The following is a 25,342-nucleotide window of genomic DNA, read 5'->3' as shown; positions in this document are numbered from 1 at the left end:
ATCATAACTAGAAATGTTTGTTCTATACATAAATACTAATTTTTTTTCACTTTTTTTTGTTCAACAAAAAATTAAAACTATATTTGCACACCGAAACAGATAACGGCCCGTTCGTCTAGGGGTTAGGACGCCAGATTTTCATTCTGGAAACAGGGGTTCGATTCCCCTACGGGCTACAGATCTTGAGATCAAAACATTCAAAAGCTTGCAAATCAAATGATTGCAAGCTTTTTTGTTTTTCAGTATCTACAATAACTTTCGATTATTCCCAATAAAAAAGTGAGTCATTCGGTGAGTCGCTTTTTCAAAATACATGACTCACTGGAAAGGGGTTAATTTTTTGATTGACAACTTGTTCAGATATTGAACATCTTGATTTCGTTAAGCTGCAAGGCTAAGTTTGTTACACTTAAATGGTTAAAATCATGAGTACGAATTATTCCTTACTCTTCTATCTGAAGAAACCAAAACGAGTTTATAGACTTTCAAAAGGAAATGGTTGTCGTCACTGCCTCTTTTCAGACCGGTCAATACCCCCAGATCATAAGGATGTACCTTAAGTTGGAATGCTGTGCGGTATTTAAAGTATTTTGACGACATAGACCAAATTTACTAAAAAGATACAGAACAGACGTCGTTAAAAACATGGTATATACATCTATATGTATATCGGCATCATGACATATCGGCATCATGACATATCGGTATATCTGGGAATGTCTGTCCGGTATACCCAAGAGTATACCGAAACCGACCTCTACCATGCCGTTAGGCCATAAGGGTATCAACGGAGGATACCCAAAACCCCGTTTGCAGCGGATACGGCAAGCAAAGTAGGGCTCTGCCCAACTTCCGCTTGCTCTGAAACGTTTACAAAGCAAACCTCCCTCGACACTTCTTTTTTCGAGATTAAAAAAATCGACTATCTTTGTTTGAATAGAATTTCGATATTTATGACCAATACGACCGCTCGCACTTATGATGAATATGAGAATACCATGCTTATGGAATTCCTAAAGGGAAGTAACGAGGCTTTTTCATACTTTTATACCGTTTTTATAAATGATCTGTATGCATACGGGATAAGTCTTGGCGGTGATAAGGATGTCGTGAGAGATGCTGTCCAGGATGTATTTGTCAATATTCATGCTGGTGCAAAGAATTTTTCTTCTATTGATCATTTAAAATTTTTTCTGCTCAAATCCCTTAAAAATAAACTATACAATATCTACGCCTCCAAAAGAGTTAGTACCGCAGCACCATTCACTGCCGACGTCTTAAATTTTTCTATTTCGACGACCGTCTTGGATTCGATTATTAATGAAGAAGATCGCATTATCATACAGCAAAAGATAGATAACCTTCTTACTAAATTGACCGCTCGCCAAAAGGAAGCGATCTATCTACGTTTCATACAAGAACTGGAGTATGCAGAAATTGCAGATATATTGGGGACAACACAGCATGGTGCACGAAAACTAATTTCGCGGTCATTAAAAAGATTGAGGAGCGAGGAGCAATTGCTGTTGATATACCTATTGAAACATTTCTGTTCTTGATGTATCAAACATACACATCCCTTAGGGATGTCATGTTTATAGCTAAAAAAATATTTTTCCCAAAAAGTGGGTATAAAAGAATAACTCGTTTGTATATACGGAAAGCAAACAAGATAAATGCGCGATAACCAATTTCGAGGATATACAGTTATAGACCTTCTTAAGGACGAAGATTTTCTGCGTTGGCAGCTTCTAAAGAGCGAAGAGGATGCCCTTTTCTGGAAGAATGTTATCAATCGGCATCCGGATCTAGCGCCTATCATAGAGGAAGCCATCTCGCTATATAAAACCAGTGTTCGATTTAACAAATTTAGCATGACACCGGCTGAAATTTCTGAAGGTAGAGAACAGCTACAGTATGTGATTGGCCAAAAGAAAAAGAAAAATGCAAGGTATATCATGTTGCGAGCGATTGCCGTTGCTGCTTGTATTATGGTGGCTATATTGCCTTTTTTGTGGAAAAAAAGTGAAGATGTTCAGCAGAGGGATATTACAACGTATGCACAAGCATTACCGGAAGTGGATTTTAATGCTGTAGATACACGGCTTGTTCTAGGAGAGGATCAGGTTGTTACATTGCACAATACAGAATCGTCTGTTCAATATGGAGTCGATGATATCGTGGCGGATGATAATATCATTCTTCAAGAGAAAGTGATGACTTCTTATAATCAATTAATCACACCCCATGGCAAGCGTTCGACTATTATCTTCTCGGATGGTACAAAAGCATGGGTCAATGCGGGCACTAAGCTAGTCTACCCGAACCAATTCAGTAAAGAAAACCGGGAGATTTATGTCAATGGTGAAATTTATATTGAAGTTGCTGAAGATAAGAACCGTCCATTTATTGTCAAAACGAAGCGGATGGATATATCGGTGTTAGGGACAAAGTTTAATGTTTCTGCATACGAAGTCGATCACATAAACAATGTCGCACTACTATCGGGTTCCGTTAATATTGCTTCTGCCACACATAAGAAGGATGTCGTATTGAAACCAAACCAATTGTATTCCAATACAGAAGGTACGCCGTCTATTAAGACGGTGGATGCGAGCATGTACGCATTATGGAAGCAAGGGCTATACCGTTTTGAAAGCGAAGCCCTAGGCGATATCATTAAACGGCTGGAACGTTATTATGGTGCGAAAATCGTATGTGATGATCAAGCTGCTCATCTAAAATGTTCTGGTAAACTGGATCTTAAAGACAATTTAGATATCTTGCTGACCGACTTGACCCGTGCGTTACCGATCAATTATCTGAAAAATGCGGATGGTGATTATACCATTTATTACTAAACCACTATGAACTGAAAGTCCATAGGTTTGCTTGATGAAAGAATGAAATTCTTTCTCTATGTATAAAAATGTAAATTTTAATATTTGGAGAATAGAGCACCTGATAACGAAGATCAAGATACAATTATTCTTGAGTGATATTTATAGAAACTGAAAGTCTTGCAATGAAAGTACATAGTTTTAACTAACGAATGAGACCAAATAAACGAAAAACCTAATTCAAAAAGAAGTGCCTATGAGATAAATGTAAACCTACAAAACAAGAAACCGGACAACAGGCCAATGTCATCCGGTTAAGAATTTAGTTATAGTTATAAACGTATAAACCATTACAAATGTATGATAATTTTGAGAAACTTAGCTCTTTTCGGCTAGGTATTAGAAGAACATGTCGAATTATGAAGTTGTTTGTTTTATGTTTTGCTTTGGGGATTGGTATATGCTATTCCAATGACAATTACTCTCAGACGGCAAGAGTATCCCTACATCTAAAGAACAAAACGGTACAGCAGGTCCTTTCGGAAATAGAGAAAAAAACGGAATATGTTTTTTTCTATCAGGACAATGTTCTTGATGGTAACCGAAAGGTAACGGTGAATACCGATAACCGGAAGGTGGCTGATGTTTTAGACGAAATCCTGACGCCTATAGGGAACACCTATTTTGTCTCCGATAGGCAGATTTATGTTGTGAAGCGGAGTGAATCTAGTGTTGCGGCAGAAATTAAGAAGCAACTGCGACAAGTCAAGGGAAAAGTGACAGATGAAAGCGGAGAGGCCATCGCCGGTGCAAGCGTTGTGGAAAAAGGGACAACAAATGGTACAACCACGGATGAACAAGGATTATTCACGTTGGAGGATTGTGATAACCGCTCAGTTTTGCAGGTATCTTTTATCGGGTATAAAACTTGGGAGATAGCTGTCGGGAAACTAGACTTTATCGATATCAAACTTGAACCGGAAAGTACTTTGGACGAGGTTGTGGTGGTAGGGATGAACATCCGCCAGACCAAAAGATCGGTTACGGGAGCGATGTCACGTATAGAGACAAAGGAATTGAAGCAAAGCCCGGTAGCTAACCTCAACAATGCGCTTGCCGGTCGCTTGCCTGGACTGATCAGTGTGCAAAGTACCGGCGAACCGGGGGCCGATGCAGCGAACCTGTATATCCGAGGTATAGGGAGTTACAGTTCCAATACAGCACCGCTCATTGTGGTAGACGGTTTGCCGAGAGGGATGGGGAGTTTTAGCCAGATCGACCCTAACGAAGTCGAATCGGTAGCGATACTCAAAGACGCATCATCGTCTGCTTTGTATGGTATACAGGGCGCCAACGGTGTCATCGTTGTTACAACCAAACGTGGGGCGGCAAACCAAAAGAATGTGATTGACTTTACAGGCCAGGTTTCAGCAATGCAGCCTATTAGGCTTCCCGAAATGATAAACCTATACGATGCGGCGTTATTTTACAATGAGAATGATAAAAATATGGGGCTGACCCCACGGTTTACGGAAGCTGCGTTGCAGAGTATTCGTGATGGTTCTGAACCTTTTCTTTATCCCGATGTGAACTGGTTGGATGAAATATTGCGAGATCAAGCATATCAAAATCAGTATAATGTGAATATATCGGGATCGTCCAACAAGGTGCGATATTTTGCATCGGGAAGTTATCTGAAACAAAGTACGTTGTTGAATCATGGTGATGTATTTAAAGAAAATTACCGGCAGACACCTAAATTTGATCGTTATAATTTCCGTTCCAATATTGATATCGATGCTACAAAAAGGCTAGCCGTGCAAATTGACCTTGCTGGACGGCTCGAAGAACGTGTAGGACCAGCCCAAGGTTTTGCCAATACCTTTGGCACCATATCAACGCTGCCACGTTTTGCCATGCCTATATATAATCCGGATGGAAGTTTTGGGAATGGTAGCGAAGTGCTACACCCATATACGCCTAATCCATTGGGAATGATAACCCGAGCGGGTTATTACCAAGGGTTTACAAATGTATTGTATGGTACGTTGTCGGCGAAGCATGATCTCGATTTCATCACAGATGGGCTTACCATCCAATCGTATTTTAGCTTTGAGAATAATAACTACAAGCATACCGGGCGGACGCAGAACTTCGATTCCTATTGGTACCGTGGGTTGGATATACATAAAAATCCCCTTTATCAGCAATATCAAGTATATTCCAGGTTGTCCACGTGGGGCTCGAGCAGCATAGAGCGATCCAATTACTTTGATGTAAGGCTGAACTACGATAAACAAGTAGGCAGAAATGCCATTACGGCACAGTTGTTGGCTAATCGAACCCTCCGTGTATTGAATGATGAATTGCCTTATGCGTATCAAGGAGTGAGCGGTCGGTTTGTATATGGATATAACCAGAAACTGTTTCTCGAAACTAACCTTGGATTTAACGGGTCCGAAAATTTTATGCCCGATAAGCGCTACGGTTTTTTCCCTAGTTTTTCGTTAGCTTGGCTCATGAGTAACGAGCGTTTCATGGCAGGCCAGGATGTGGTGAAATACCTAAAATGGCGCGGATCGTACGGTGTAGTAGGAAATGATAATATTGGCGGTCAGCGCTGGTTGTATATTTCAGATTTTGGCCCAAGCGACGGCTACCCGTTCGGCAATGCATTCCGCTGGGCACCGGGATACCATGAAAACAGGGTTGGCAATAGCTACATTACCTGGGAACGAGCGAAAAAATCGAACATCGGTTTTGAAGCAGGACTGTTTGATGGAGAGACATTATTCCTATCGTTGGATGTTTTCCACGAACGGCGTACCAATATCCTCACAACACCGGGGACTGTACCGGATTATATTGGTATAGTGAATTTAGCACCGCGGAACAGTGGGGAAGTGGTGAATAGAGGAATAGACGGTGAAATACGCTTAAAGCAGCAATGGGGCGATGTGGGCTTTTTTACAAACTTAAACCTCACGTACACCAAGAATAAGATCATCCGAAACGATCAGCCCACTCCGATGTTCCCCTATCAGGGTTTGAGAGGATACCCGATCGGGTATGAGCTGGGATACGAGGCTATAGGCTTTTTTTCAAGCGAGGAGGACATCGCCAATAGTCCTGTGCAGCGTTTTTCGTCCACTGTATTGCCGGGTTATCTGAAATATGCTGACACAAACGGCGATGGGGAAGTTAATACCTATGATCGGGTGCCCATCCGCGTTTTTAATATCCCGAACCTAATGGGGGGAATCTCCTTAGGAATGAATTATAAAAATTTGGATATCAGTATGTTGTTTAACGGTGCCGCAGGTGGTACAATTTTTAGGCAACCGAGGGATCTCGACCCGATACAATTGAAACGCTGGACAGACGAAAATCGAGAGAATGCCGAAGCCGTTGTGGCATCGAATGCAGAAAACAACAAAGTAAGCTCCACATTCTACTTGGAAAACACGGATTACCTGAAACTGCGAAACATGGAAATCGGTTTTACGATCCCCAACAGATGGACAGCGCTTGCCAACCTTACATCCGGACGATTATTCTTGAACGGGCAAAACTTGCTGGTTTTCGATCGTTTGAAGATTAAAGACCGGGATCCTGAAACATGGGGCGGCACGGCTATACCCTACCCGATACAAAGGGTATTCAATATCGGATTGAATGTAAAATTTTAAGCTAGTAACCATGATACGAAATACAATAATATATTTGCCCATATGGATGCTTTTCCTTTTTACCTCGTGCAGCAAGGATTTCTTAGAGCGGGCTCCAAGTGATTTTATCGGAAAAGAAGAAGTTTTCAGCAGTCTTGCAAATGCGGAAGCCTTCTTAACCAATGCTTACCGTGATGTCCCGTCAATTTATATCGAATCTCCAGGTAACACTTTATTCAATCTGGGTGCAGGTACAGACGAAGGTGTGAGCATGCTCTATGAGGCAGTGTTGGGAACAACAAAGTTTAATTATAACGACTGGAACCCGTCGGCATTCCCAATGCAATCACGCTGGGCGCAGTACTATCGTTCCATCCGCCGAATCAATATGTTTATTGAAAATAATCACCTGATTCCAAACGAAGCGCAGGAAGGGAGCACCACCGTGCGTATAAAAGAACGGCTCCTGGGCGAGGCGTATGCGCTCCGTGCTCTTTTTTATTTCCAGCTCTTCAAGATGTGGGGGGAGGTACCTATCATCACCCATGTAATAGATCCTGGTGGGGAAGAGACTTTTTATCCACGGGAACCTATTGGGAACGTTATTGATCTCATTAAAGAAGATTTGGCTAAAGCAGTGGCAATTCTGCCTGCAAGGCTGGATGCAGCCAACAATGGACGGATGAATGCCACCTTCTGCCATGCGTTGCTGTCGCGTGTATTGCTTTACTATGCTTCGCCACTGTTCAACCCCAACAATGATGTTGCCCGTTGGCAGGCCGCGTTACAAGCTACAGAAACTGCCATGCAGTTCGCGGAAAACAATAATTTCACACTTTCCAGAGGTGAAAGCAATGGTTTGCAGGCTTACGAGCGTATCTTCTTGCAGTTGGATAATCCCGAAGTGATTATGCATAGTGTGGATTTTTCTTTCGAAGATAACTTCTGGGGCTGGGAACATTATACACATTCTCTGGGTTACGGAGGGTGGCACGTGGAGGCCCCTATCCAGGAGTTTGTAGATGCATATGAAACAGATAAGGGCGTATCGCCGGTTTTAGGATATGATGCAAATAATAAGCAGTTGGTGAATCCGGAATCGGACTATAACCCGCAAGAACCGTACGCCCATCGCGATCCCCGGTTTTATCAAACGATACTGTACCATGGTGCGCAATGGAAAGGAAGGGCAGTGGATATCAGACGTGGAGGAAGAGATTTTAATGAGGATAGACCCCGTATACTCTACTACTGGCGAAAGTACTGTACCGAATCCTATAACTTGACAACCAACTCTGGTTTTGTACCTAAAAAATTTGTGTTGTTCCGGTTGGGAGAATTGTATCTGAATTACGCAGAAGCACTTAATGAGTCGCTATCTGCACCGGATAACCGTGTGTATGATGCGGTAAACGAAATCCGTAGCCGTTCGGACATGCCGGGTTTGCCAACCGGATTGGACAAAAATCAGATGCGTGAGCGGATAAGGCATGAACGGCGGATAGAGTTTGCGGTGGAAAACCAACGTTTTTGGGACGTAAGACGGTGGAAGATTGCAGAAATTACGGACAATGGCCCGGTAAGGAAAGTGGAAGTATCAGCAAATGGTGAGTTTACCTACCCGATATATCACCAGCGGAGATTTGACCCTGCACGAAACTATTTATTCCCTATACCACAACTGGAAATTGACAAAACAGATGGTGTCTTGTCACAAAATCCAGGATGGAATTAATTCGAGGTCAAGAACCTAAAATTAACAGAAGATTAAAATATAATGAATAGATAACATGTCGACAAAGTTAGCCTATATATTTGTGATTATCCTTTTTCTGGGGTGTAAAAAGGAAAATGTGATGGGAAATAATTACGAAACTACCGAAGATTTTGTATCGGTGATTGAACATGGTGTGAAAAATGATGGTTCGCCTATCGGATCGGAACTAAATGCATTGGTGCGTAGATCGTACGGTAAAACATTATACTTTCCAGCGGGTGTGTATAACCTCACAGAGCCCATGGTTTTACCCTTGGATTACACCAAAAGTGTCAACCTGAAATTAGACCCTAGCGCTTATGTTAAAAGTGATGGGCAATTGGAAGCATTGTTGAAAATCGGATTTTCCGACGTATCAATCGTAGACCGCAGTCACCGGCGATTTTCGTATGTGGAAGGTGGCGTTTTTGATTGCTATAACTCAGATAATGGTATTGTCGTAAATGGACTGAAGCAGCTTGTTTCATTAAAAAATATGAGTTTGGTGAGAGGACGGGATACGCATCTGCGTATTTACGTAACCGATGATTTTTTGGGAACGGGTAGTTGTGATACAAAGATTGATAATATAACAATCCAGGGAATGTCTTCTAATGAGGATATCTACGGTATCTATATCGATGAATCGTGTGCAGATGTAAAAATTTCAAATACATTCATTTATTCTACAAAATGGGCTATTGTTACCAAATCGCCAGGTCATGTTATCAACAATGTACATATTCTTTCAAAAAATACGACGGGAGGTACGGATATAGGAGGAGACAATTACCGGCAAACAGAAGGGATACGTATCGATTGTGGTGGTTTCTTTGTATTTAACCAGATTTACTACGATACGGTCGATAAAGGTATTATGATCGTAGGTAATCATGGACCGACGTTGGTATTGGACCAGAATATCTATTATTCTTATTTGGATAATTTCGGTACTGCATTTATATACCGGGATAATGCTTTTACTACACCACTGCAGCTAAAAATATCAAATGCGATGATTACGGCGCGGAATACCGGATTTAAAGTGTTTGATATAAACACGGCGATAGTTGGATATGATGTGAGCAACTTTTATACATTTGTTAACAGTACGGTACACAATCCACATCTGGTAAGTCCTTATGATCTGTCTCTGCTGCAAAAAGTAAGAAATATGTCGTCTGATGCGTTGATTTTTACCAACTTTAACCATTTCGACACTGATTGGCATGTGGTTGGAGCGCTGGTCGTATCACCCTATAGAAGCAAGTTGCGGATCGATCTATCAGATAATGAGGCCATCGAATTGGATATGAAGTTTGAAGGAGGTGCGTTGAAGGTTATAGATCGCAAGCTCATCGGCTCTTTGAATAATGCCACGCTTGAAATGGGCTATGTAGTTAGGGGAGACTATTGTGTATTAGTATTCCGCCCGAAAACGGCTACTAATTATTATCCGGTTATCAATGATCTGTTGGGTAATGGATCATTTATGATAACACCATCCAAAGACCGCCATTACCGACTCGCTGATTATGGGATAACAACGGAACCAACCGTTTTCTTGGATTAATGGATCAACCTATATGGTGTAGCCCGATAAGGGTAGCACCATATAGTATAAAATAAAACAAATATTTTTAACAAAAACAAAACGAAGAGTATCATGGCGAAACAAATAATATCAGCAAGTAGCTTGTTATTGATTTTGGCGGTTTTGGTGCTTTCTTGCTCCACAGAGCAGAAGCCCCGCGATCGCTGGACGGAGAAGCAATCCAACGAATGGTATGACCAACAAGGCTGGTTGAGTGGTGCCAATTATATACCTAGCAATGCCATCAATCAGTTGGAGATGTGGCAAGCAGATACCTTTGACCCCGTCACCATAGATCGTGAATTAGGGTGGGCTGCAGCTATCGGTATGAATACCATGCGCGTCTTTTTACATCATGCATTATGGGAATCTGACAAAGATGGCTTTAAGAAACGTATCAATCAATATCTAGATATATCCCACAAGCACAAGATATCCTCCATGTTCGTATTCTTTGACGATTGTTGGAACCCGGATTTCAAAGTTGGTAAGCAACCCAGTCCTAAACCAGGAGTACACAATTCGGGTTGGTTAAGAGATCCTGGAGACCTGTACTACAAAGGCGATACCACCGCTGTTCTACCAAAATTAGAGGAATATGTAAAAGATATACTCATCACCTTCAAAAACGATGAAAGAATTCTAATGTGGGATCTGTACAATGAGCCAGGCGGATCAGGTCCTTATCGTTACAACGAGAAAAGTCTTTTTTTACTGCAAAAGATTTTTAGCTGGGCAAGATCCATAAATCCATCGCAGCCTATCACAGCAGGTATCTGGGATCTAAACCTACATGAATTGAACATTTTTCAATTAGAAAATTCAGATATCATCACCTATCATACTTATGAACCTTTAAACGAACACAAGAAATTGATTGATTCTCTCAAGCAATATGGACGGCCGCTAATATGTACAGAATATATGGCCAGAACACAGAAAAGTACATTTCAAGACATCATGCCTCTGCTTATGCAAGAAAATATAGGTGCTATAAATTGGGGACTCGTATCTGGTAAAACAAATACTATATTTGCGTGGGACACACCACTTCCTCATATGTCCGAACCTACATTATGGTTTCATGATATTTTCCGAAAAGATGGAACAGCCTATCAGGAAGCTGAATTGCAGGTTATTCGGTCGCTCACAAGATCCGCTAATCCGTAAAAATAAACTTGTTAAAACCCTGTCGGATTCGATGGGGTTTTAGATTTTCTTATACAGTGATTCACTTAGTAACTTCTATCACCAAATTCCATATTATTAAAAAATCCTGTTTTCTAGAAGTCGATTAATTTGCAGGGCCAATCTATTCGATTTATGTTATCTTTGCTCAATAAGCAATTGCAGCTAAAATGTATGTCAAACCAGTGAGTAATTCGGTGAGTTGGAAAAAGGCAAGTTTGTAAAAATCTGATAAAGAGATTAATGTTTAGTAGGTGTTATTCCCCTACGGGCTACGAAAAAGCGACTTCAAAAGAGTCGCTTTTATTTTTAAAATAAAAAAAGGTGGCAACATTTCTGCTACCACCTACTCCTCATATTTAAGCTATCTAAACTCATTTCTGTATAATACTAATGGCATAACCACCACCAGAAGCTACTTGTTGCTTGAATTTTGTCTTGCTAGTAATCTGTATCTTTTTGATTGTATATGCTTGCGGATTGGTTTTATAATGTTCATCAGGAGCATCTGCATATACAGTAGCTATATATTTTTTCCCAACGGGGAGAAAACTAAAATCTATTACTGAAATATGTCCATTCTCGCCGCTGACATTCCCTACAAACCACTTATTTTCTCCCTTAGCTTTACGCGCTATTGTAACATATTCTCCTGGGTTGGCTTCTAAATACTTGCTGTAATCCCAATCGAACGCTACATCCTTAATAAACTGAAAAGCATCCATAAAACGCTCATAATTCTCTGGCAAATCTGCAGCCATTTGCAATGGACTATATATCACTACATATAACCCTAACTGATTCGCAATAGTTGAATTTACATAAGAGCCATTTCCTGGATTTACTTTTCTAAGGTCCATCTCAAAAATGCCCGAAGTAAAATCCATGGGACCACCAATCATTCGAGTAAACGGCAAAATAGTTACATGTGGAGTTTTTGTTCCTCCAAAAGCTTGATATTCTGTCCCTCGAGCAGATTCATTCGCAATAAGATTAGGCCAAGTGCGACCAACACCTGTAGGTCTTACTGCCTCATGTGCATTGACCATTATTTTATGTTCTGCTGCCTTTTCAATAGCATATTGGTAATGGTTATTTACAAACTGACTATAATGGTAATTTCCAATGGGAACAATATCACCTACATAGCCACTTTTTACAGCCTCATACCCAAACTGATTCATAAAACGATAAGCTTGTGTCCAAATACCTCTCATAATTGCGTACAGAACCAGAAGTCTCATGATGCATGATCATCTTAACTCCTTTTGATTTAGCGTACTCTTGAACTCCAATTACATCAAAATCCGGGTAAGGTGTCACAAAATCATATACGTGGTCTTTTGCATTGCCAATCCAATCTTCCCATCCAATATTCCAACCTTCGACCAATACCGCATCAAATCCATGCTGCGATGCAAAATCAATGTAACGTTTTACATTTTCTGTTCTTGCACCATGTCTGCCGTGTGGTTTTAGTTTACTATAGTCTGTTTTTCCAATTTGAATAACAGGTAAATCATAGGTATAAGACCAATCACTTTTACCAGTAATCATCTCCCACCAAACTCCTACATATTTAGTTGGCTTAATCCACGAGATATCGTCTATTTTTGAAGGCTCATTCAAATTCAAAGTTATACGTGAAGCCAAAATATCTGTTGCCTTTTCTCCTACGATGATAGTACGCCAAGGCGTTGTGCAAGGTGCTTGTAGAGAACCCTTGGTTCCATTAGCCTCTGGTGTCAACCACGAATGTAGAACAAAGTTCTTATCATCCAAATCCAAATGCATACACGAATAATTAATTAATGCAGCCTCATGAATATTAATAAAAAGACCATCATCTGATTTCATCAGTAACGCCGTCTGTACACCTGTTGGGGAGAAAGGTGTTTGAGAGAGATTATTCGTTATCGCACCTTTCATCTTTCCACGTATTTCAGAGAGTTTTGACTGTGTATATTCATACTCCTGCGTATCATAGTCACCTGGAATCCACCACGCTTTATGATCCCCCGTTAGCGCAAATTCGGTCTTCTCTTCTTTGATGACCAAATATTTCATTTCAATTTGTAAGGGGAATTCATACCGAAAACCTAAACCATCATCAAACAGTCGGAATCTTATGTTTACCTTTCTATTTGAGCCATCTTGCTGCATAGGAATCAGCAGCTCATTATAATTATTAAGAATTTCACTTTCCTCGCCCCAAACAGTTTTCCATATTTCATTAAAACTGCTTCTTTCTTCGTTGATAACTTTAAAACCGTCATACAACGAGTGCGAAGCAAATTTTGCTGAAGCATAATCACCTTCATCCATCACATTCTTCTTCGGATGATTGGTCAATTCTAAACCTAATTTGCTGGACTTAATAACGACTTTATTCTTATAAGTCAATTGATATATTGGTGTGCCCTTTGGGTCTAAACTAAATTCGAGTTTGAATTTTTCAGAAGGAGATAATAATACTTGTGCATTTGAAATAACTGAAAGCAACAGTATGCTCACTAGGAGTGAGATTCTTTTCATGAGCTAAATAATTTAGTGAATTTTAAATAACATCCGAACAAAACAAGAAACAATAATAACTTTAAATTACAATTATTTCAAAATTTATAGAGCATAATTAAGTATTTAATAACGTCATATTTGGTTACTAAAAATATAACTAAGCGATATTAAAGTGTAGCCTAAACTTTCCAAACGAATAATTCAGTACATTAGCTATTGTATAAAGGTTAAGTATGAGTTTAAAAAGAGTTTTTATAGGATTTAGCATACTATTAATGACAGGCATTGTAGGACTAATTTACAAGCTATACAACCCAATGTTGTATAATTTTTTCCCTGCTTGTCCTATAAAACATGTCACAGGATTAGATTGTCCAACGTGTGGTACACAACGTGCAGCTCATCTGTTTTTGAATGGAGAATTCAAAGCAGCGTTTAATCAAAATCCATTAATATTTATATTCACTCCTTATATTTTGCTCTGGATATACCTCAGATTAATTAAAAATCCCTCAAAAACAGAATTGAATATATATAATAAGCTATATGGTAAGAATGCACTAATAATCGTAGTTAGCATCATATTGATTTTTACGATTTGGCGTAATATAAGTTACATTTTATAATATTCGACAGAATGATTCATAAGTGCATGATGTAACATTAAATTATCATCATCCGATGAAAACAACTTATTTCGCCAATACCGCTTTGGTGATTTTTTTTTGAGATGAAATACGTACAAATTACCCCCAGACCGGGTAAGACTTTTGATATGATCAATATCGCTAATAAGATATTTGTCTGATCTATCCGGAAAATGAATGAGCACCTCCTCATCTGATAGCTCCCAAATAGATTTATTTTTACTCCATTTGACGGACAAAAATAGTATAATAGGAATCGTAAATAATATTATAATAACCTTTGCCATTTCTGAAGTAGGTATCTGTGATGAAATAATCCCAGCTAATAGCAATAAAGAGAAAAAACTGAGCATATATTTCCCCCTATGAAGAGTATTTATTTCAAAAGATTGATTCATTTGCCAAAAATACAAAATTTACTCTTGTACAATTTCTCCTCTCGTATTAATTGTTATTGTTTGTTCTGATCCTTCTTGTAATACTGTTGCAAGTCCATTAGTAAATGCGGAGGCGTATTCATAAATTATAGGTATGATTACTTTTCCCGCTGAATTGATATAGCCATATTTTTCATCTTTCATTACCACAAAAAGATTTTCTGCATACGCGTTAGAAATATATGGGTAGGTTGCTCTCTTTTCGCCCTTAAATGAATAAAGTACACACACATCATCATTTTCAAAGGAAATAAAATAATCACCTACTACGTCCATTATGTAATCATACTTTAGCGGAACCACGATTTGATTCTTACTGTCAATTATTCCGTATGCATCCTCTTTACTTACAATTGCTCGTTCATTAACGATGAATGAGATATAATCGTATTCATTAGGAATAACAATTTGATTAGTCGAACTAATTATGCCATATTTAGCATCTTTTAAAAAAATAAATGTATCGTCCACACTATTGTAAGTAAGTGCATCGTACATAAGAGGAATTACAATTTTGCCTTTTAAGTCTATAGCACCATAATTATATCCATCATTCGACACTATTGCCAGTCCATTATCATATTGATAGATATCTAAAAACTGTGGATTTACAACAATATCACCATCATAAGTTTTGATACCATATTGATTGATTTCTTTATCCAAAAAAGCAACTAATGAATCATTTAGATAATATTCATCTAACTTTTCTGATTCATAATCCTCCGTGTTGAAAGAAAAATCTAATGCCAAAGGGCTATCGATTTGCACATAATTTGCAGGAATTTCGAAAATACTCGCATCTCCCTCAGTCACAACACTTGACGCTTGAATTCCAAGTCCAGATGTCGAAATCTCCAAAGCAGCACCAGGTATATTCTTTAGATATGCATATTCACCCCAAAAAGTAGAAGGAAGCATTTCTGTATACCAAACATTAATACTTGCAGAATTGTCATCAACCCCAACCACTTTTAATATAGCCAATTTACATGTGTAGCCTGCGATTGATTTTTCTTGACCCTCAATGTACGAGATTGGGAGCTCTGAAGCTAGCTGAAATGAATCTTCCAAATCTAACAACTTGTCCTGTAAAACACTGTTTATATAATACTGCTGACTTTCTGGATAAATAGCTATATGCCTATTATTTTCTTTATCATTAATCTCATAGCTATCACCATAGAGACTAGTTTTTGCACGCACAAATTTGTTGCTTGTCCAAACTTGAGCAATTGGTTTGTCTTCATCCTGAAATGCTAATGCTAAGGCTGCTGTTGCCATCAGTATTTTCTGTTCATCATCCAACTCATCTTCATCCATTTGTAACAGAGATTCGTCGACAATAAATTTATAGTCAATCTTAAATGTTGGATATTGTGAAAAAACAGGCAATATCAAAAATAACAATAAATTAAGCGTTAAAATACTTTTCATTTGAGTTTATGTTTACGACAAATATGTAGAAAATAAACCAAATCAAAAGGATAAAATTTTAACAAAAAAAAGGCAGCCATTGGGCTGCCTAATCTTATAATTCGAAATATTTTTCAGGATTAATCTTTTTGTTATCTTTTAAAATTTCATAGTGAAGATGTGGCCCTGTACTGCGTCCAGTATTTCCTAACAACCCTACAACAGTCCCCGCTTCCACACGTTGTCCCTTTTTCACCTGCGTACGTACCAAATGTGCATAGCGTGTTTCATAACCATGTTTATGCTTTACTTTTACGACATAACCATATTGACCTTCATATCCTGCAAAAGTAATTACACCATCTGCTGTAGCGCGAATAGGATCCCCCATTCTACCTTTGAAATCAATACCTGAATGCATTTCTCTACCTCTACGCGTAAAAGGATTGACTCTATAACCGAATCTAGAAGTGATAGATCCATTATGAGGTTTACCAAGCGGAATACTAGACATTTTTTTCTCTACATTCGCCAATAGATTTTCATAATATTCGCTTAACATTACAATATTCTCTTCATCAATTTCTACAGGACCTCCAGTATTAGCAATTGCCAATTTGGTATTAATACCACGCTTTTTCATCTTCCCATTTATACTTTGAATGGTAGAATCAATTTTCATGAAAGATTTCTTGGCTTCTAATATATCTTGCTGAGTTTCTAACTGTGTAGAATTAAGTTTTTCATTTTTTTGATTAATCTTGTCTAGTGCAGCTTGATATTTAGCACTGACATCTTCCGCTTTTTTAATAGCCGCAAAATAAGCAATAGAACCTATTAGGGTGATTACTAATGCCACAGCAGAAATAGAAATTTGCTTCCAATACTTTAATAGTACTGTAGGTATTTCTAAACTCTTGTCATGATTTCCTTCTATACGAATTTGTATAGCAGATTTTTTCTTAAACATACTCCTCCCTTTGTAGTTTAGTTGTTTTCGTTTTTCGATAGGATGCTTGCAAAGTTACAATTTATTTGACTAACAGTCAACTTGTTGTTATTGACTATCAGCATGTTGTTGTTAAAAACTGTTAAATTATCTTCATATTTGTGTTATGATTATAGCAGATGAGCTAATTAGCTGGTATAAAAAAAACGGTCGAGACCTACCTTGGCGACACACCAAAGACCCGTATATCATTTGGTTGTCGGAGATCATATTACAGCAAACTCGTGTAGAACAAGGCCTGCCATATTTTTACAGATTTGCAGAAAACTACCCTACTGTTAAGGATTTTGCGAACGCTGACGAAGACGATCTTCTGCGCCTTTGGCAAGGATTAGGTTATTATTCCAGAGTACGTAATATGCATAGAGCTGCCAAAATTGTAATGGCTGACTACGATGGGATTTTCCCCAATACCTATGATGATGTTATTAAATTATCGGGTGTCGGTGAGTATACCGCAGCAGCAATTGCTTCATTTTCTAAAAATGAGAAAAAAGCTGTATTAGATGGAAATGTATTCCGGGTATTATCACGCTATTTTGGTATTGACACTCCCATCAATTCCTCAGTTGGTAAAAAACAATTTCAAGCATTGGCAAATGAGGTAGTGTCAGACACTCAGCCCGGATTATTTAATCAAGCTATAATGGATTTTGGAGCAACAATTTGTAAACCTAAAAATCCAGCCTGTGAAAATTGTATTTTAAGATTAGGATGTACAGCCTCAAAAAATGGATTGGTCAATTTGCTCCCAGTCAAAACAAAAGGTAAAGCCAGCAGAAATCGTTATTTTAACTATTTTATAATAGAGAAAAATGATGCATATGTCTTTACAAAAAGAGGTGTTAATGATGTGTGGGCAAATATGTATGAATTTCCACTTATAGAGACAGAATCTGATCTTAGTACCGAGGAGTTACAACTGCATGGGAAGTTCAAACAAGAATTTGAAGATGTCAAAATATTATCTATTGGAGAACCTATAAAGCATATTCTGAGTCATCAAAATATCTATGCAAAATTTTATCGTGTTGTAGATGAGCAAAATAATATCAAAAAAAAACCATCATGGAATTATTATAATTCAGATAATTTAGATAAATTAGCTAAGCACAAGCTTATTTTTTCTTTCATTAATAAGTATTTGGTGTAACTAATCAATTAAAACTCTAAATTATTATGTCGAGCGTTAACAAAGTTATTTTAGTGGGTCACTTGGGAAAAGATCCAGAATTACGTTATTTAGAAGGGAATGTAAGCGTTGCCAGTTTTCCGTTAGCTACTTCAGAAACATTTAACAAAGATGGAAGGAAAGTCGAACAAACCGAATGGCACAATATTGTCATGTGGAGAGGTTTGGCAGATGTTGCAGCCAAATATTTGACTAAAGGAAGACTAGTGTATATTGAAGGGAAACTTCGTACACGATCATACGAAGACAAAGAAGGTGTAAGACGATATACAACGGAGATCGTAGCAGAAAGCTTTAATATTTTAGGGCGTAAATCAGATTTTGAAAACACCTCTAATAGTAATAACTCAACTAGCAACGCAAATTCTGCTACTGCGACGAATAATGCGACACAAGAGCAAAGTGTAGATTTTACAGAAAATGAAACTGACGACGGTTTACCGTTCTAAATAGCAAGAATATTTTTGAGTAACCATTCACTAAAAGTTTAATTTTTGCCGTATCTTTGGCAATTATGTTGCAAGATAAAATAGCGCAGTATACCAAAGAGATTGAGCAATTTACGCCGGCATCTGCTGCGGATGTAGAGAATTTTAGATTAAAATTTTTAGTTTCTAAAGGAATCGTTAAAGAATTGTTTGAAGAATTCAAAACCGTTTCAGCAGATGAAAAACGTGTTTTGGGTAAAGTATTGAATGAGTTCAAACAATTAGCGGAGACTAAATTTCAAGATTCTCAAGCTCAGTTTGCGAATACTGCTAAAAGTCATAAACGCGAAGAAGAAGATTTAACTCTACCAGGTGAAGGTTTTCAATTAGGATCTCGTCATCCTCTATCGCTCGTGCGCAAAGAGATTGTGGAGATTTTCAAAAAATTAGGATTTATCGTTGCAGAAGGTCCAGAGATTGAAGATGATTGGCATAATTTTTCAGCCTTAAACTTCCCTCCTGAACATCCTGCTCGTGATATGCAAGATACTTTCTTCATCAAGAAACAAGAAGGAAATGATATTGCTTTGCGTACACACACATCGTCTGTACAAGTTCGTTTGATGGAGGCTGGAAAGCCGCCATTTAGAGCGATTATGCCAGGGCGCGTATACCGCAATGAGGCAATTTCGGCTAGAGCGCACTGTTTCTTCCATCAAGTAGAAGGCTTGTATGTTGATGAAAATGTTTCTTTTGCAGATTTAAAACAAACTCTTTTTCACTTCGTGCAAGAATTGTATGGGGAAGGTACAAAAGTTCGCTTCCGCCCATCATATTTCCCATTTACGGAGCCTTCGGCAGAAATGGATATTTCGTGTACAATCTGTAAAGGTGCTGGATGCAACTTATGTAAAGGTTCGGGTTGGGTGGAAATCTTAGGATGCGGGATGGTCGATCCGAATGTATTAGAAAACTGTGGTATTGACAGCAAGAAATATTCAGGTTTCGCGTTCGGTATGGGTATTGAACGTATCACAAACTTAAAATATGAGATCAAAGATTTACGTTTGTTCTCAGAAAACGACACTCGTTTCTTATCTCAATTTGAAACTGAAATCATCTAGATGATTAAATATATAAATGGTATTGCATTCTTATTCTTCACTCTCCTAGCGAGCAGTTGCAAAGATGGAGGATGCAATATTGTTTTAAATAGTGTTAGTTTTAAAACCACACTAAACCCTGATCAAGCCACACCTGTTAGGGTAACGAATGGCTGGTCTTATGCTGATGGGGGAAAGTGTGGTATAATAGTTTATAACACAGGAAAGCAGTTAGTTGCCTATGATCGTTGCGTTCCAATATCCAACACCAAACTTTTAGTAGAAGGTTTCGAGATTGTCGACAAAGAATCAGGAGCAAAGTGGCTATTAATGGATGGAACCCCCACCCAATCTTCAGAATGTTCACTTAAAAAATATGGTGTACAGACCTCTGGAGAATTAATCATTATAAGCAATTGATATGAGTCAGGAAGATATTGTTCATGTGATAAAAAAAGCTGCCCGTGATTTGTTTCGCAAATACGGCTACAATAAAACTAGTGTCAATGAATTGGCTAAACAATCTCAAATTTCAAAAGCAACTTTTTACAAAATATTTCCCTCCAAAGAATTAATTCTACATGAAGTTTTAATGGATTATATCCGCGAAAATCTAGAAGGTATATTGTCATCTGACTTTCGTGATCAAGAATTAGAAAATTACTTATTTAAGACTATTGCAAAGGTGAGCCGTGTCACATATACCGTGTGCAATGAATTCATCGGTTGGGAATTTATTCGCGAATCAACCAATGCGCAGGAATATTTAAAAACGCTTTCTGATGATTTAGAGTTTTTATTATTGAGTTCATTTATCAAAAATGAATTGATAGGTGCTACTATACCTGAAGAAAAACTTACATTTCTGATAAAATCAAGCAAAAATATTGTTTTCTCCTTTGCTTTTACGGCAGTAACAGAAGCTGATGTTCGCAAAAATTTTATTTCTTTTCAAAAAGAAATTCTTCCCTATTTAGTTCAGGCAACTATAGCTTAAACAGACTATTTCTTGCATTCCAAAATGCAATTAAAAAGTGTATTTTTGTATCCTATGGGCAGAAGAATACCGCAAGACAAAAAACAATTACAAAATATTGAGATTTTCGACATCGCTGAAGAAGGAAAAGGTGTAGGAAGACATGAGGATATGGTGCTTTTTATTGAAAAGGCTATTCCTGGGGATGTGGTGGATGTAGAGTTGCAACGTAAGAAAAAAAACTTTGCAGAAGGACGTGTTACCAAACTTAATGAAGCATCACCTTATCGTATCGAACCATTCTGTCCGCATTTTGGCGTTTGTGGTGGTTGCAAGTGGCAACACATGAGTTATGATGCGCAATTGAAATTTAAACAGCAATCAGTAGATAATGCATTGACACGCATCGGAAAAGTAGATACTTCTACGATGGAAGAAATCTTAGGTTCTGCTGAAACGACTTACTACCGTAATAAATTAGAATATACTTTTTCGAATAAAAGGTGGTTGACTAATCGTGATGAAGTAGTGGAGCCAGACAATTTGAACGCTTTAGGTTTTCATGTTCCTGGTCGCTTTGACAAGATTTTGGATATTGACCATTGTTATTTACAACAAGATCCATCAAATAGCTTACGTAATTCTATTCGTGATTTTGCTATTGAGCAAGGTATTACCTTTTATGATTTACGTGAGCATGAAGGGGCTTTACGTAATTTAATCATCCGTACGTCTTCTACAGGTGAAGTGATGGTTGTTGTCGTATTTGCTTATCCAGAAGAAGGTCAAGTGGATTTGGTGATGAATTTTGTGAATGAAAAATTCCCTGATATCACATCACTTCTTTATATCATTAATCAAAAACGTAACGATACGATTTTCGATCAAGAAATAATTACTTTCAAAGGTCGTGATTACATCTATGAAGAGATGGAAGGGCTTAAATTCAAAGTAGGTCCAAAGTCTTTTTACCAAACAAACTCTGCACAAGCGTATGAATTGTACAAAATCACACGTGATTTTGCAGAACTAAAAGGGGACGAGTTGGTTTATGACTTGTATACAGGTGCAGGTACCATTGCTAATTTTGTTGCTCGCCAAGCCAAAGAAGTCGTGGGTGTAGAGTATGTTCCGACAGCGATTGAAGATGCCAAAATCAATTCACAAATCAATGGCATTAATAACACCAAGTTTTACGCGGGTGATATGAAAGATGTGTTGACAGCTCAGTTTGTAGCTGAACACGGAAAACCAGATGTTGTAATTACCGACCCTCCTCGTGCAGGAATGCATGCAGATGTGGTGAACAGAATTCTTGAAATGGAATCGCCAAAAGTTGTATATGTTAGTTGTAATGCCGCTACACAAGCTAGAGATTTAGAAATGTTAGCTGCAAAATATGACGTAGTACGTATTAAACCAGTGGATATGTTTCCGCAAACGCAGCACGTAGAAAATGTGGTTTTACTAAAATTAAAGTAATATGGATTTTTCAGATTTATTAGCAGGCACATCCGCGGGTGGTGAGTCTCCAGGTAAGGAGCAGAAAAAATCAAGTCCATTACAAAGTTTGAAAGTTGATTTGGACTTCTATAGTGAGTCTATCAAGGAAATTTCAACAGAGATGGTTACAGAAGGGTATACGTTATATCCTATATTTGTGGCTACACAACACGAGGTTTCTTTGGGTGAAATCATATTAGACAAAACAGAATTAGGGACTAATTGGTCAGTATATGCATCGTCTTTAGAAGAATTTGTCGAAAGAGGTGTAGTGCAAGAGTCCAAAAAGGCAAATTTTGAAAAGGCATATAAAAAGTCTGAAGACTATATGTGCTTATTTGTAGTGGTGCCTGAGGGCGCAAATTTTGTTTTTTATCCTTATAAATAAATATTACGTACTCTTAAAACTTTTTAACAAAACCTAGTCCAATATTTGTTTACTTTAGATGCCTATGACTATAATATTTAAAAATATAGCCTTAATGATACCTTTGTTGCTTCTAATACAATTTGCAGAAGCGCAGGTGTCAGATATGCCTAAAGTATCGGGTATAGTATTGGAAAAAGGCAATGGGAAGCGATTATCAGATGTAAATGTGATAAATATTCGTACGAAAAGAACAGTTACTACCAATAATTTTGGCGTATTCTACATTGAGGCAGCAATTGGAGATAGTTTATCTTTTACAAAAGTTGGATATGGCCCGTTAAAAACTGTGTTATACACAATGGAAGACATTGTTCTTGAAATGCAGCCTGGTCTATCTATTGAAGAAGTAGTAGTCGCACGTCGTACGCGACAACAAGAAATGGAAGATATTCTAAACGATTATTCTAAAAAAGGGATTTACAATGGAGGCAAAAATTCAGTAGGCACTTATTTAGGAAGTCCAGCTACTGCATTATACAATCTATTTGGCCGCGAAGCTAAAAACATGAAGCGATTCGAAAAATTTATGGATAGAGAGTTAGATGCCATTGCTGTAGATCGAATTTTTAATAAATCAGTAGTTTCTAATACTACAGGTTTGGAAGGACAAGATTTAGAACATTTTATGGAAATATACAGACCCTCTCATGCAGTAGTCACCAAATGGGGTCAGTATGATTTGTTAAATTATATTACAAAGTCATTCAAAGAATGGGATTCAAAAGGTCGTCCTGTTCCAGAAAAATTACCTAAATTAGATATACCGCCACAAAATTAGCTTTTAAATCAACTTTATGTGGTAGTCATAAAATTTGGCATTAGCTTTGATTACCTCTTAACTAAATACAATATTGAAGAATATAATATATGATTATGAAAGTGAATAAAAAGTTAGCAGTATATGGTCTATCGTTGGCTACATCTGCAATGTTATTAGCTAGTTGTGAAACTATCCAAAATACAAATAGTACAACTAAAGGTGCTGTAATCGGTACTTCAGCTGGTGCTGGTATTGGTGCATTGATTGGTAACAAAGCTGGGAATACAGCTATTGGTGCTATTGCTGGTGCTGTTATTGGTGGTGCTGCTGGTACATTAATCGGTAAAAAAATGGATAAACAAGCTAAAGAGATTGAAAACTCTGTAGCGGGTGCACAAGTTGAGCAAGTAGGTGAAGGTATCTTAGTAAAATTTGATTCAGGTATTTTGTTTGATTTTAATAGCTCTGCTCTTAAAGGTGATGCAAAATCTAACATTGCTAAATTGGTAGAAACATTAAATAAAGAGCCAGATACTGAAATTTTAGTTTTAGGTCACACGGACAATGTAGGTACATTAGCTGCAAATCAAAAAGTTTCTGAAGCTCGCGCTAAAGCAGTAAGAGATTACGCAGTATCTCAAGGATTAGCTGGTGCTCGTGTAAAAACTGAAGGTAAAAACTTCGCAGAACCAATCGCTTCAAATGATACTGACGCAGGTCGTGCAGAAAATCGTCGTGTTGAGGTAGTAATCGTTGCAAGTAAAAAAATGCAAGAGGCAGCTAAAGCTCAAGCAGGTCAATAATTAAAATTATTGAACTAAAAATATAGAATGCGTTGGATGAATAATCCAACGCTTTTTTCGTTAAGATATAAGACTGTTAAGGACTCCATATTTTAAGTCATATGTCGTCATTCTCAATTCTTGAATGTTAAGATTTTGGATGATAAAATCTGTGAGTACACTAGCCATTACAATCATATCCACACGTAGTGGTATTAGATTTGGCATTTGTGCACGTTGGTTATGAGTGGATTGAACTAATGTGTCGCTAAGAGTACGATATTGGTTAATATCAAGAGGGGCGCTTTTTAAATTATCTAAATTTGTTGCGGGATTAATCATTTCAATAAATGTTTCAAACGCGCCAGCAGAACCAATAAGACAAGTAGCTCCAAAACTTTGATTAAACGTTATCAGCTCCAACAAAGTATCTTCTAGATAATTGTTTATTTCTTTTATTTCATTATTTGAAATGGGGTCATTCATCCAAAATTTCTGCATTAATCTTGCTGCGCCAATATCAAAACTTTTTTTCCAGTAGGATTTATTCTCATCACAGAAGATAAATTCAGTGCTTCCTCCACCAATATCCATGATGAGTGATTTTCCTTGTATAGCTCCACTCGCTTTGACGCTTTCATATATAAGTGAGGCTTCTTCTTCGCCAGAAATTATTTGGATATCTATACCTGTTAAATCTCGAGCGGTAACTATGAAATCTTGGCCATTCTGTGCGCTACGAATAGCAGAAGTAGCTACCGCTTTCACTTTAACAACATTATAGTCGTTTAGAATGTCCTTGTACTCTTTCAAACAGTTAATTCCTCTTTCAAATGCGACTGGAATAATTTCATTACTTTTAGTAATATCTTCACTTAATTTAATTGGTCTATTTGTTTTATATATTACCTTCAAATCATGTGAATTACTATCAGCGATTATTAAATGAAAAGTATTCGAACCTAAGTCAATTGCAGCTAATCTCATATTCTTCGTTATTCGTAAGCTAAGGTAAATGGTTTTCTTTACAACTTCACTAATTTTACAGATAAGTGTGATTCTAGGTGACAAACTGTCATCCATTCTGAAATATTAT

The 25,342-nt window shown here is 37.7% G+C and carries 22 protein-coding genes and 1 tRNA gene; 17 read left to right on the top strand and 6 right to left on the bottom strand.

The window, feature by feature from the left end; all coding sequences use genetic code 11:
• Nucleotides 1-104: 104 nt before the first annotated feature.
• The 7 genes from GOQ17_RS09095 (at nt 105) to GOQ17_RS09065 (ending at nt 11,028) form a co-directional block, all read left to right on the top strand.
• A tRNA-Glu gene (locus tag GOQ17_RS09095) sits at nt 105-176 on the top strand.
• Nucleotides 177-953: 777 nt separating this feature from the next.
• The gene (locus GOQ17_RS09090; RefSeq protein ID WP_159637022.1) at nt 954-1,559 is read left to right on the top strand and encodes an RNA polymerase sigma factor; all 606 of its coding nucleotides are present in this window, start codon (nt 954-956) and stop codon (nt 1,557-1,559) included.
• A gap of 117 nt (nt 1,560-1,676) precedes the next feature.
• Nucleotides 1,677-2,861 carry a FecR family protein gene (locus GOQ17_RS09085; protein WP_159637021.1) on the top strand — a complete coding sequence of 395 codons (1,185 nt, stop codon included), beginning with the start codon at nt 1,677-1,679 and terminating at the stop codon, nt 2,859-2,861.
• Nucleotides 2,862-3,259: 398 nt separating this feature from the next.
• Nucleotides 3,260-6,529 carry a TonB-dependent receptor gene (locus tag GOQ17_RS09080; protein ID WP_159637020.1) on the top strand — a complete coding sequence of 1,090 codons (3,270 nt, stop codon included), beginning with the start codon at nt 3,260-3,262 and terminating at the stop codon, nt 6,527-6,529.
• 10 nt (nt 6,530-6,539) lie between these two features.
• Entirely contained in the window at nt 6,540-8,243 is a 1,704-nt protein-coding gene (locus tag GOQ17_RS09075; protein ID WP_159637019.1) for a RagB/SusD family nutrient uptake outer membrane protein, read from the top strand.
• A 55-nt stretch (nt 8,244-8,298) separates the two neighbouring features.
• Nucleotides 8,299-9,837 carry a right-handed parallel beta-helix repeat-containing protein gene (locus GOQ17_RS09070; RefSeq protein ID WP_159637018.1) on the top strand — a complete coding sequence of 513 codons (1,539 nt, stop codon included), beginning with the start codon at nt 8,299-8,301 and terminating at the stop codon, nt 9,835-9,837.
• 93 nt (nt 9,838-9,930) lie between these two features.
• Nucleotides 9,931-11,028: a cellulase family glycosylhydrolase gene (locus GOQ17_RS09065; RefSeq protein ID WP_159637017.1), complete on the top strand. Its 1,098-nt coding sequence runs from the start codon at nt 9,931-9,933 to the stop codon at nt 11,026-11,028.
• A 392-nt stretch (nt 11,029-11,420) separates the two neighbouring features.
• Here the strand turns inward: GOQ17_RS09065 and GOQ17_RS16495 are convergent, their stop codons facing one another.
• Together GOQ17_RS16495 and GOQ17_RS09060 are read right to left on the bottom strand one after the other, a co-directional pair.
• On the bottom strand, nt 11,421-12,263 hold the full coding sequence (locus tag GOQ17_RS16495) for a glycoside hydrolase family 97 C-terminal domain-containing protein (protein ID WP_262885589.1): 843 nt from the start codon (nt 12,261-12,263) through the stop codon (nt 11,421-11,423).
• On the bottom strand, nt 12,211-13,581 hold the full coding sequence (locus tag GOQ17_RS09060; protein ID WP_262885588.1) for a glycoside hydrolase family 97 N-terminal domain-containing protein: 1,371 nt from the start codon (nt 13,579-13,581) through the stop codon (nt 12,211-12,213). Before GOQ17_RS09060 ends, GOQ17_RS16495 begins: the two co-directional genes overlap by 53 nt.
• Nucleotides 13,582-13,796: 215 nt before the next feature.
• Between GOQ17_RS09060 and GOQ17_RS09055 the strand changes: the two genes are divergently transcribed.
• Nucleotides 13,797-14,189: a DUF2752 domain-containing protein gene (locus tag GOQ17_RS09055; protein WP_159637016.1), complete on the top strand. Its 393-nt coding sequence runs from the start codon at nt 13,797-13,799 to the stop codon at nt 14,187-14,189.
• On the opposite strand, the gene GOQ17_RS09050 is transcribed toward GOQ17_RS09055, so the two are convergent.
• The 3 genes from GOQ17_RS09050 to GOQ17_RS09040 form a co-directional block, all read right to left on the bottom strand.
• A complete protein-coding gene (locus GOQ17_RS09050; protein WP_159637015.1) occupies nt 14,177-14,563 on the bottom strand; it encodes a hypothetical protein in 387 nt (128 codons plus the stop codon). The genes GOQ17_RS09055 and GOQ17_RS09050 overlap by 13 nt on opposite strands.
• A gap of 63 nt (nt 14,564-14,626) precedes the next feature.
• Complete coding sequence (locus GOQ17_RS09045; protein WP_159637014.1) at nt 14,627-16,084, bottom strand: WG repeat-containing protein; 1,458 nt, start codon at nt 16,082-16,084, stop codon at nt 14,627-14,629.
• Between the two features lie 94 nt (nt 16,085-16,178).
• Nucleotides 16,179-17,033, bottom strand: coding sequence for a M23 family metallopeptidase (locus GOQ17_RS09040; protein WP_159637012.1), 855 nt, complete (start codon nt 17,031-17,033; stop codon nt 16,179-16,181).
• A 145-nt stretch (nt 17,034-17,178) separates the two neighbouring features.
• Between GOQ17_RS09040 and mutY the strand changes: the two genes are divergently transcribed.
• The 9 genes from mutY to GOQ17_RS08995 all read left to right on the top strand — a co-directional run bounded on the left by mutY (nt 17,179) and on the right by GOQ17_RS08995 (nt 24,267).
• Nucleotides 17,179-18,225 (top strand): A/G-specific adenine glycosylase, encoded by a 1,047-nt coding sequence (gene mutY, locus GOQ17_RS09035; protein WP_159637011.1) that lies wholly within the window; start codon nt 17,179-17,181, stop codon nt 18,223-18,225.
• Nucleotides 18,226-18,251: 26 nt separating this feature from the next.
• Nucleotides 18,252-18,713, top strand: a complete 462-nt coding sequence (locus GOQ17_RS09030) for a single-stranded DNA-binding protein (RefSeq protein ID WP_159637010.1) — start codon at nt 18,252-18,254, stop codon at nt 18,711-18,713.
• 65 nt (nt 18,714-18,778) lie between these two features.
• On the top strand, nt 18,779-19,816 hold the full coding sequence (gene pheS, locus GOQ17_RS09025; protein ID WP_159637009.1) for a phenylalanine--tRNA ligase subunit alpha: 1,038 nt from the start codon (nt 18,779-18,781) through the stop codon (nt 19,814-19,816).
• The gene (locus GOQ17_RS09020) at nt 19,817-20,215 is read left to right on the top strand and encodes a hypothetical protein (protein ID WP_159637008.1); all 399 of its coding nucleotides are present in this window, start codon (nt 19,817-19,819) and stop codon (nt 20,213-20,215) included. It abuts the gene before it with no gap.
• Nucleotide 20,216: 1 nt separating this feature from the next.
• Nucleotides 20,217-20,792: a TetR/AcrR family transcriptional regulator gene (locus GOQ17_RS09015; protein ID WP_159637006.1), complete on the top strand. Its 576-nt coding sequence runs from the start codon at nt 20,217-20,219 to the stop codon at nt 20,790-20,792.
• 54 nt (nt 20,793-20,846) lie between these two features.
• The gene (gene rlmD, locus GOQ17_RS09010; protein WP_159637005.1) at nt 20,847-22,253 is read left to right on the top strand and encodes a 23S rRNA (uracil(1939)-C(5))-methyltransferase RlmD; all 1,407 of its coding nucleotides are present in this window, start codon (nt 20,847-20,849) and stop codon (nt 22,251-22,253) included.
• Between the two features lies 1 nt (nt 22,254).
• Nucleotides 22,255-22,662, top strand: coding sequence for a hypothetical protein (locus tag GOQ17_RS09005; protein WP_159637004.1), 408 nt, complete (start codon nt 22,255-22,257; stop codon nt 22,660-22,662).
• Nucleotides 22,663-22,726: 64 nt separating this feature from the next.
• Nucleotides 22,727-23,482: a hypothetical protein gene (locus GOQ17_RS09000; protein ID WP_159637003.1), complete on the top strand. Its 756-nt coding sequence runs from the start codon at nt 22,727-22,729 to the stop codon at nt 23,480-23,482.
• 89 nt (nt 23,483-23,571) lie between these two features.
• Complete coding sequence (locus GOQ17_RS08995; RefSeq protein WP_159637002.1) at nt 23,572-24,267, top strand: YiaD family glycine zipper/OmpA-like lipoprotein; 696 nt, start codon at nt 23,572-23,574, stop codon at nt 24,265-24,267.
• 60 nt (nt 24,268-24,327) lie between these two features.
• Here GOQ17_RS08995 and GOQ17_RS08990 read toward each other — a convergent pair whose 3' ends face one another.
• The gene (locus GOQ17_RS08990) at nt 24,328-25,233 is read right to left on the bottom strand and encodes a Ppx/GppA phosphatase family protein (protein ID WP_159637000.1); all 906 of its coding nucleotides are present in this window, start codon (nt 25,231-25,233) and stop codon (nt 24,328-24,330) included.
• Nucleotides 25,234-25,342: the final 109 nt, after the last annotated feature.

Source organism: Sphingobacterium composti (assembly GCF_009829075.1).
Lineage (GTDB): Bacteria > Bacteroidota > Bacteroidia > Sphingobacteriales > Sphingobacteriaceae > Sphingobacterium > Sphingobacterium composti.
This window is presented reverse-complemented; position numbering and strand designations above follow the sequence as displayed.

Bases quoted from the DNA above. Each gene is read 5' to 3' on its own strand.
- GOQ17_RS09085 (WP_159637021.1), top strand. From the start codon at position 1,677: ATGCGCGATAACCAATTTCGAGGATATACAGTTATAGACCTTCTTAAG.
- GOQ17_RS09000 (WP_159637003.1), top strand. From the start codon at position 22,727: ATGACTATAATATTTAAAAATATAGCCTTAATGATACCTTTGTTGCTT.
- GOQ17_RS09080 (WP_159637020.1), top strand. From the start codon at position 3,260: ATGAAGTTGTTTGTTTTATGTTTTGCTTTGGGGATTGGTATATGCTAT.
- GOQ17_RS09060 (WP_262885588.1), bottom strand. From the start codon at position 13,581: ATGAAAAGAATCTCACTCCTAGTGAGCATACTGTTGCTTTCAGTTATT.
- GOQ17_RS08995 (WP_159637002.1), top strand. From the start codon at position 23,572: ATGATTATGAAAGTGAATAAAAAGTTAGCAGTATATGGTCTATCGTTG.
- GOQ17_RS08990 (WP_159637000.1), bottom strand. From the start codon at position 25,233: ATGAGATTAGCTGCAATTGACTTAGGTTCGAATACTTTTCATTTAATA.
- pheS (WP_159637009.1), top strand. From the start codon at position 18,779: ATGTTGCAAGATAAAATAGCGCAGTATACCAAAGAGATTGAGCAATTT.
- GOQ17_RS16495 (WP_262885589.1), bottom strand. From the start codon at position 12,263: ATGAGAGGTATTTGGACACAAGCTTATCGTTTTATGAATCAGTTTGGG.
- GOQ17_RS09045 (WP_159637014.1), bottom strand. From the start codon at position 16,084: ATGAAAAGTATTTTAACGCTTAATTTATTGTTATTTTTGATATTGCCT.
- GOQ17_RS09050 (WP_159637015.1), bottom strand. From the start codon at position 14,563: ATGCTCAGTTTTTTCTCTTTATTGCTATTAGCTGGGATTATTTCATCA.
- GOQ17_RS09005 (WP_159637004.1), top strand. From the start codon at position 22,255: ATGGATTTTTCAGATTTATTAGCAGGCACATCCGCGGGTGGTGAGTCT.
- GOQ17_RS09090 (WP_159637022.1), top strand. From the start codon at position 954: ATGACCAATACGACCGCTCGCACTTATGATGAATATGAGAATACCATG.
- GOQ17_RS09040 (WP_159637012.1), bottom strand. From the start codon at position 17,033: ATGTTTAAGAAAAAATCTGCTATACAAATTCGTATAGAAGGAAATCAT.
- GOQ17_RS09020 (WP_159637008.1), top strand. From the start codon at position 19,817: ATGATTAAATATATAAATGGTATTGCATTCTTATTCTTCACTCTCCTA.
- mutY (WP_159637011.1), top strand. From the start codon at position 17,179: ATGATTATAGCAGATGAGCTAATTAGCTGGTATAAAAAAAACGGTCGA.
- GOQ17_RS09065 (WP_159637017.1), top strand. From the start codon at position 9,931: ATGGCGAAACAAATAATATCAGCAAGTAGCTTGTTATTGATTTTGGCG.
- GOQ17_RS09055 (WP_159637016.1), top strand. From the start codon at position 13,797: ATGAGTTTAAAAAGAGTTTTTATAGGATTTAGCATACTATTAATGACA.
- GOQ17_RS09015 (WP_159637006.1), top strand. From the start codon at position 20,217: ATGAGTCAGGAAGATATTGTTCATGTGATAAAAAAAGCTGCCCGTGAT.
- GOQ17_RS09070 (WP_159637018.1), top strand. From the start codon at position 8,299: ATGTCGACAAAGTTAGCCTATATATTTGTGATTATCCTTTTTCTGGGG.
- GOQ17_RS09075 (WP_159637019.1), top strand. From the start codon at position 6,540: ATGATACGAAATACAATAATATATTTGCCCATATGGATGCTTTTCCTT.
- rlmD (WP_159637005.1), top strand. From the start codon at position 20,847: ATGGGCAGAAGAATACCGCAAGACAAAAAACAATTACAAAATATTGAG.
- GOQ17_RS09030 (WP_159637010.1), top strand. From the start codon at position 18,252: ATGTCGAGCGTTAACAAAGTTATTTTAGTGGGTCACTTGGGAAAAGAT.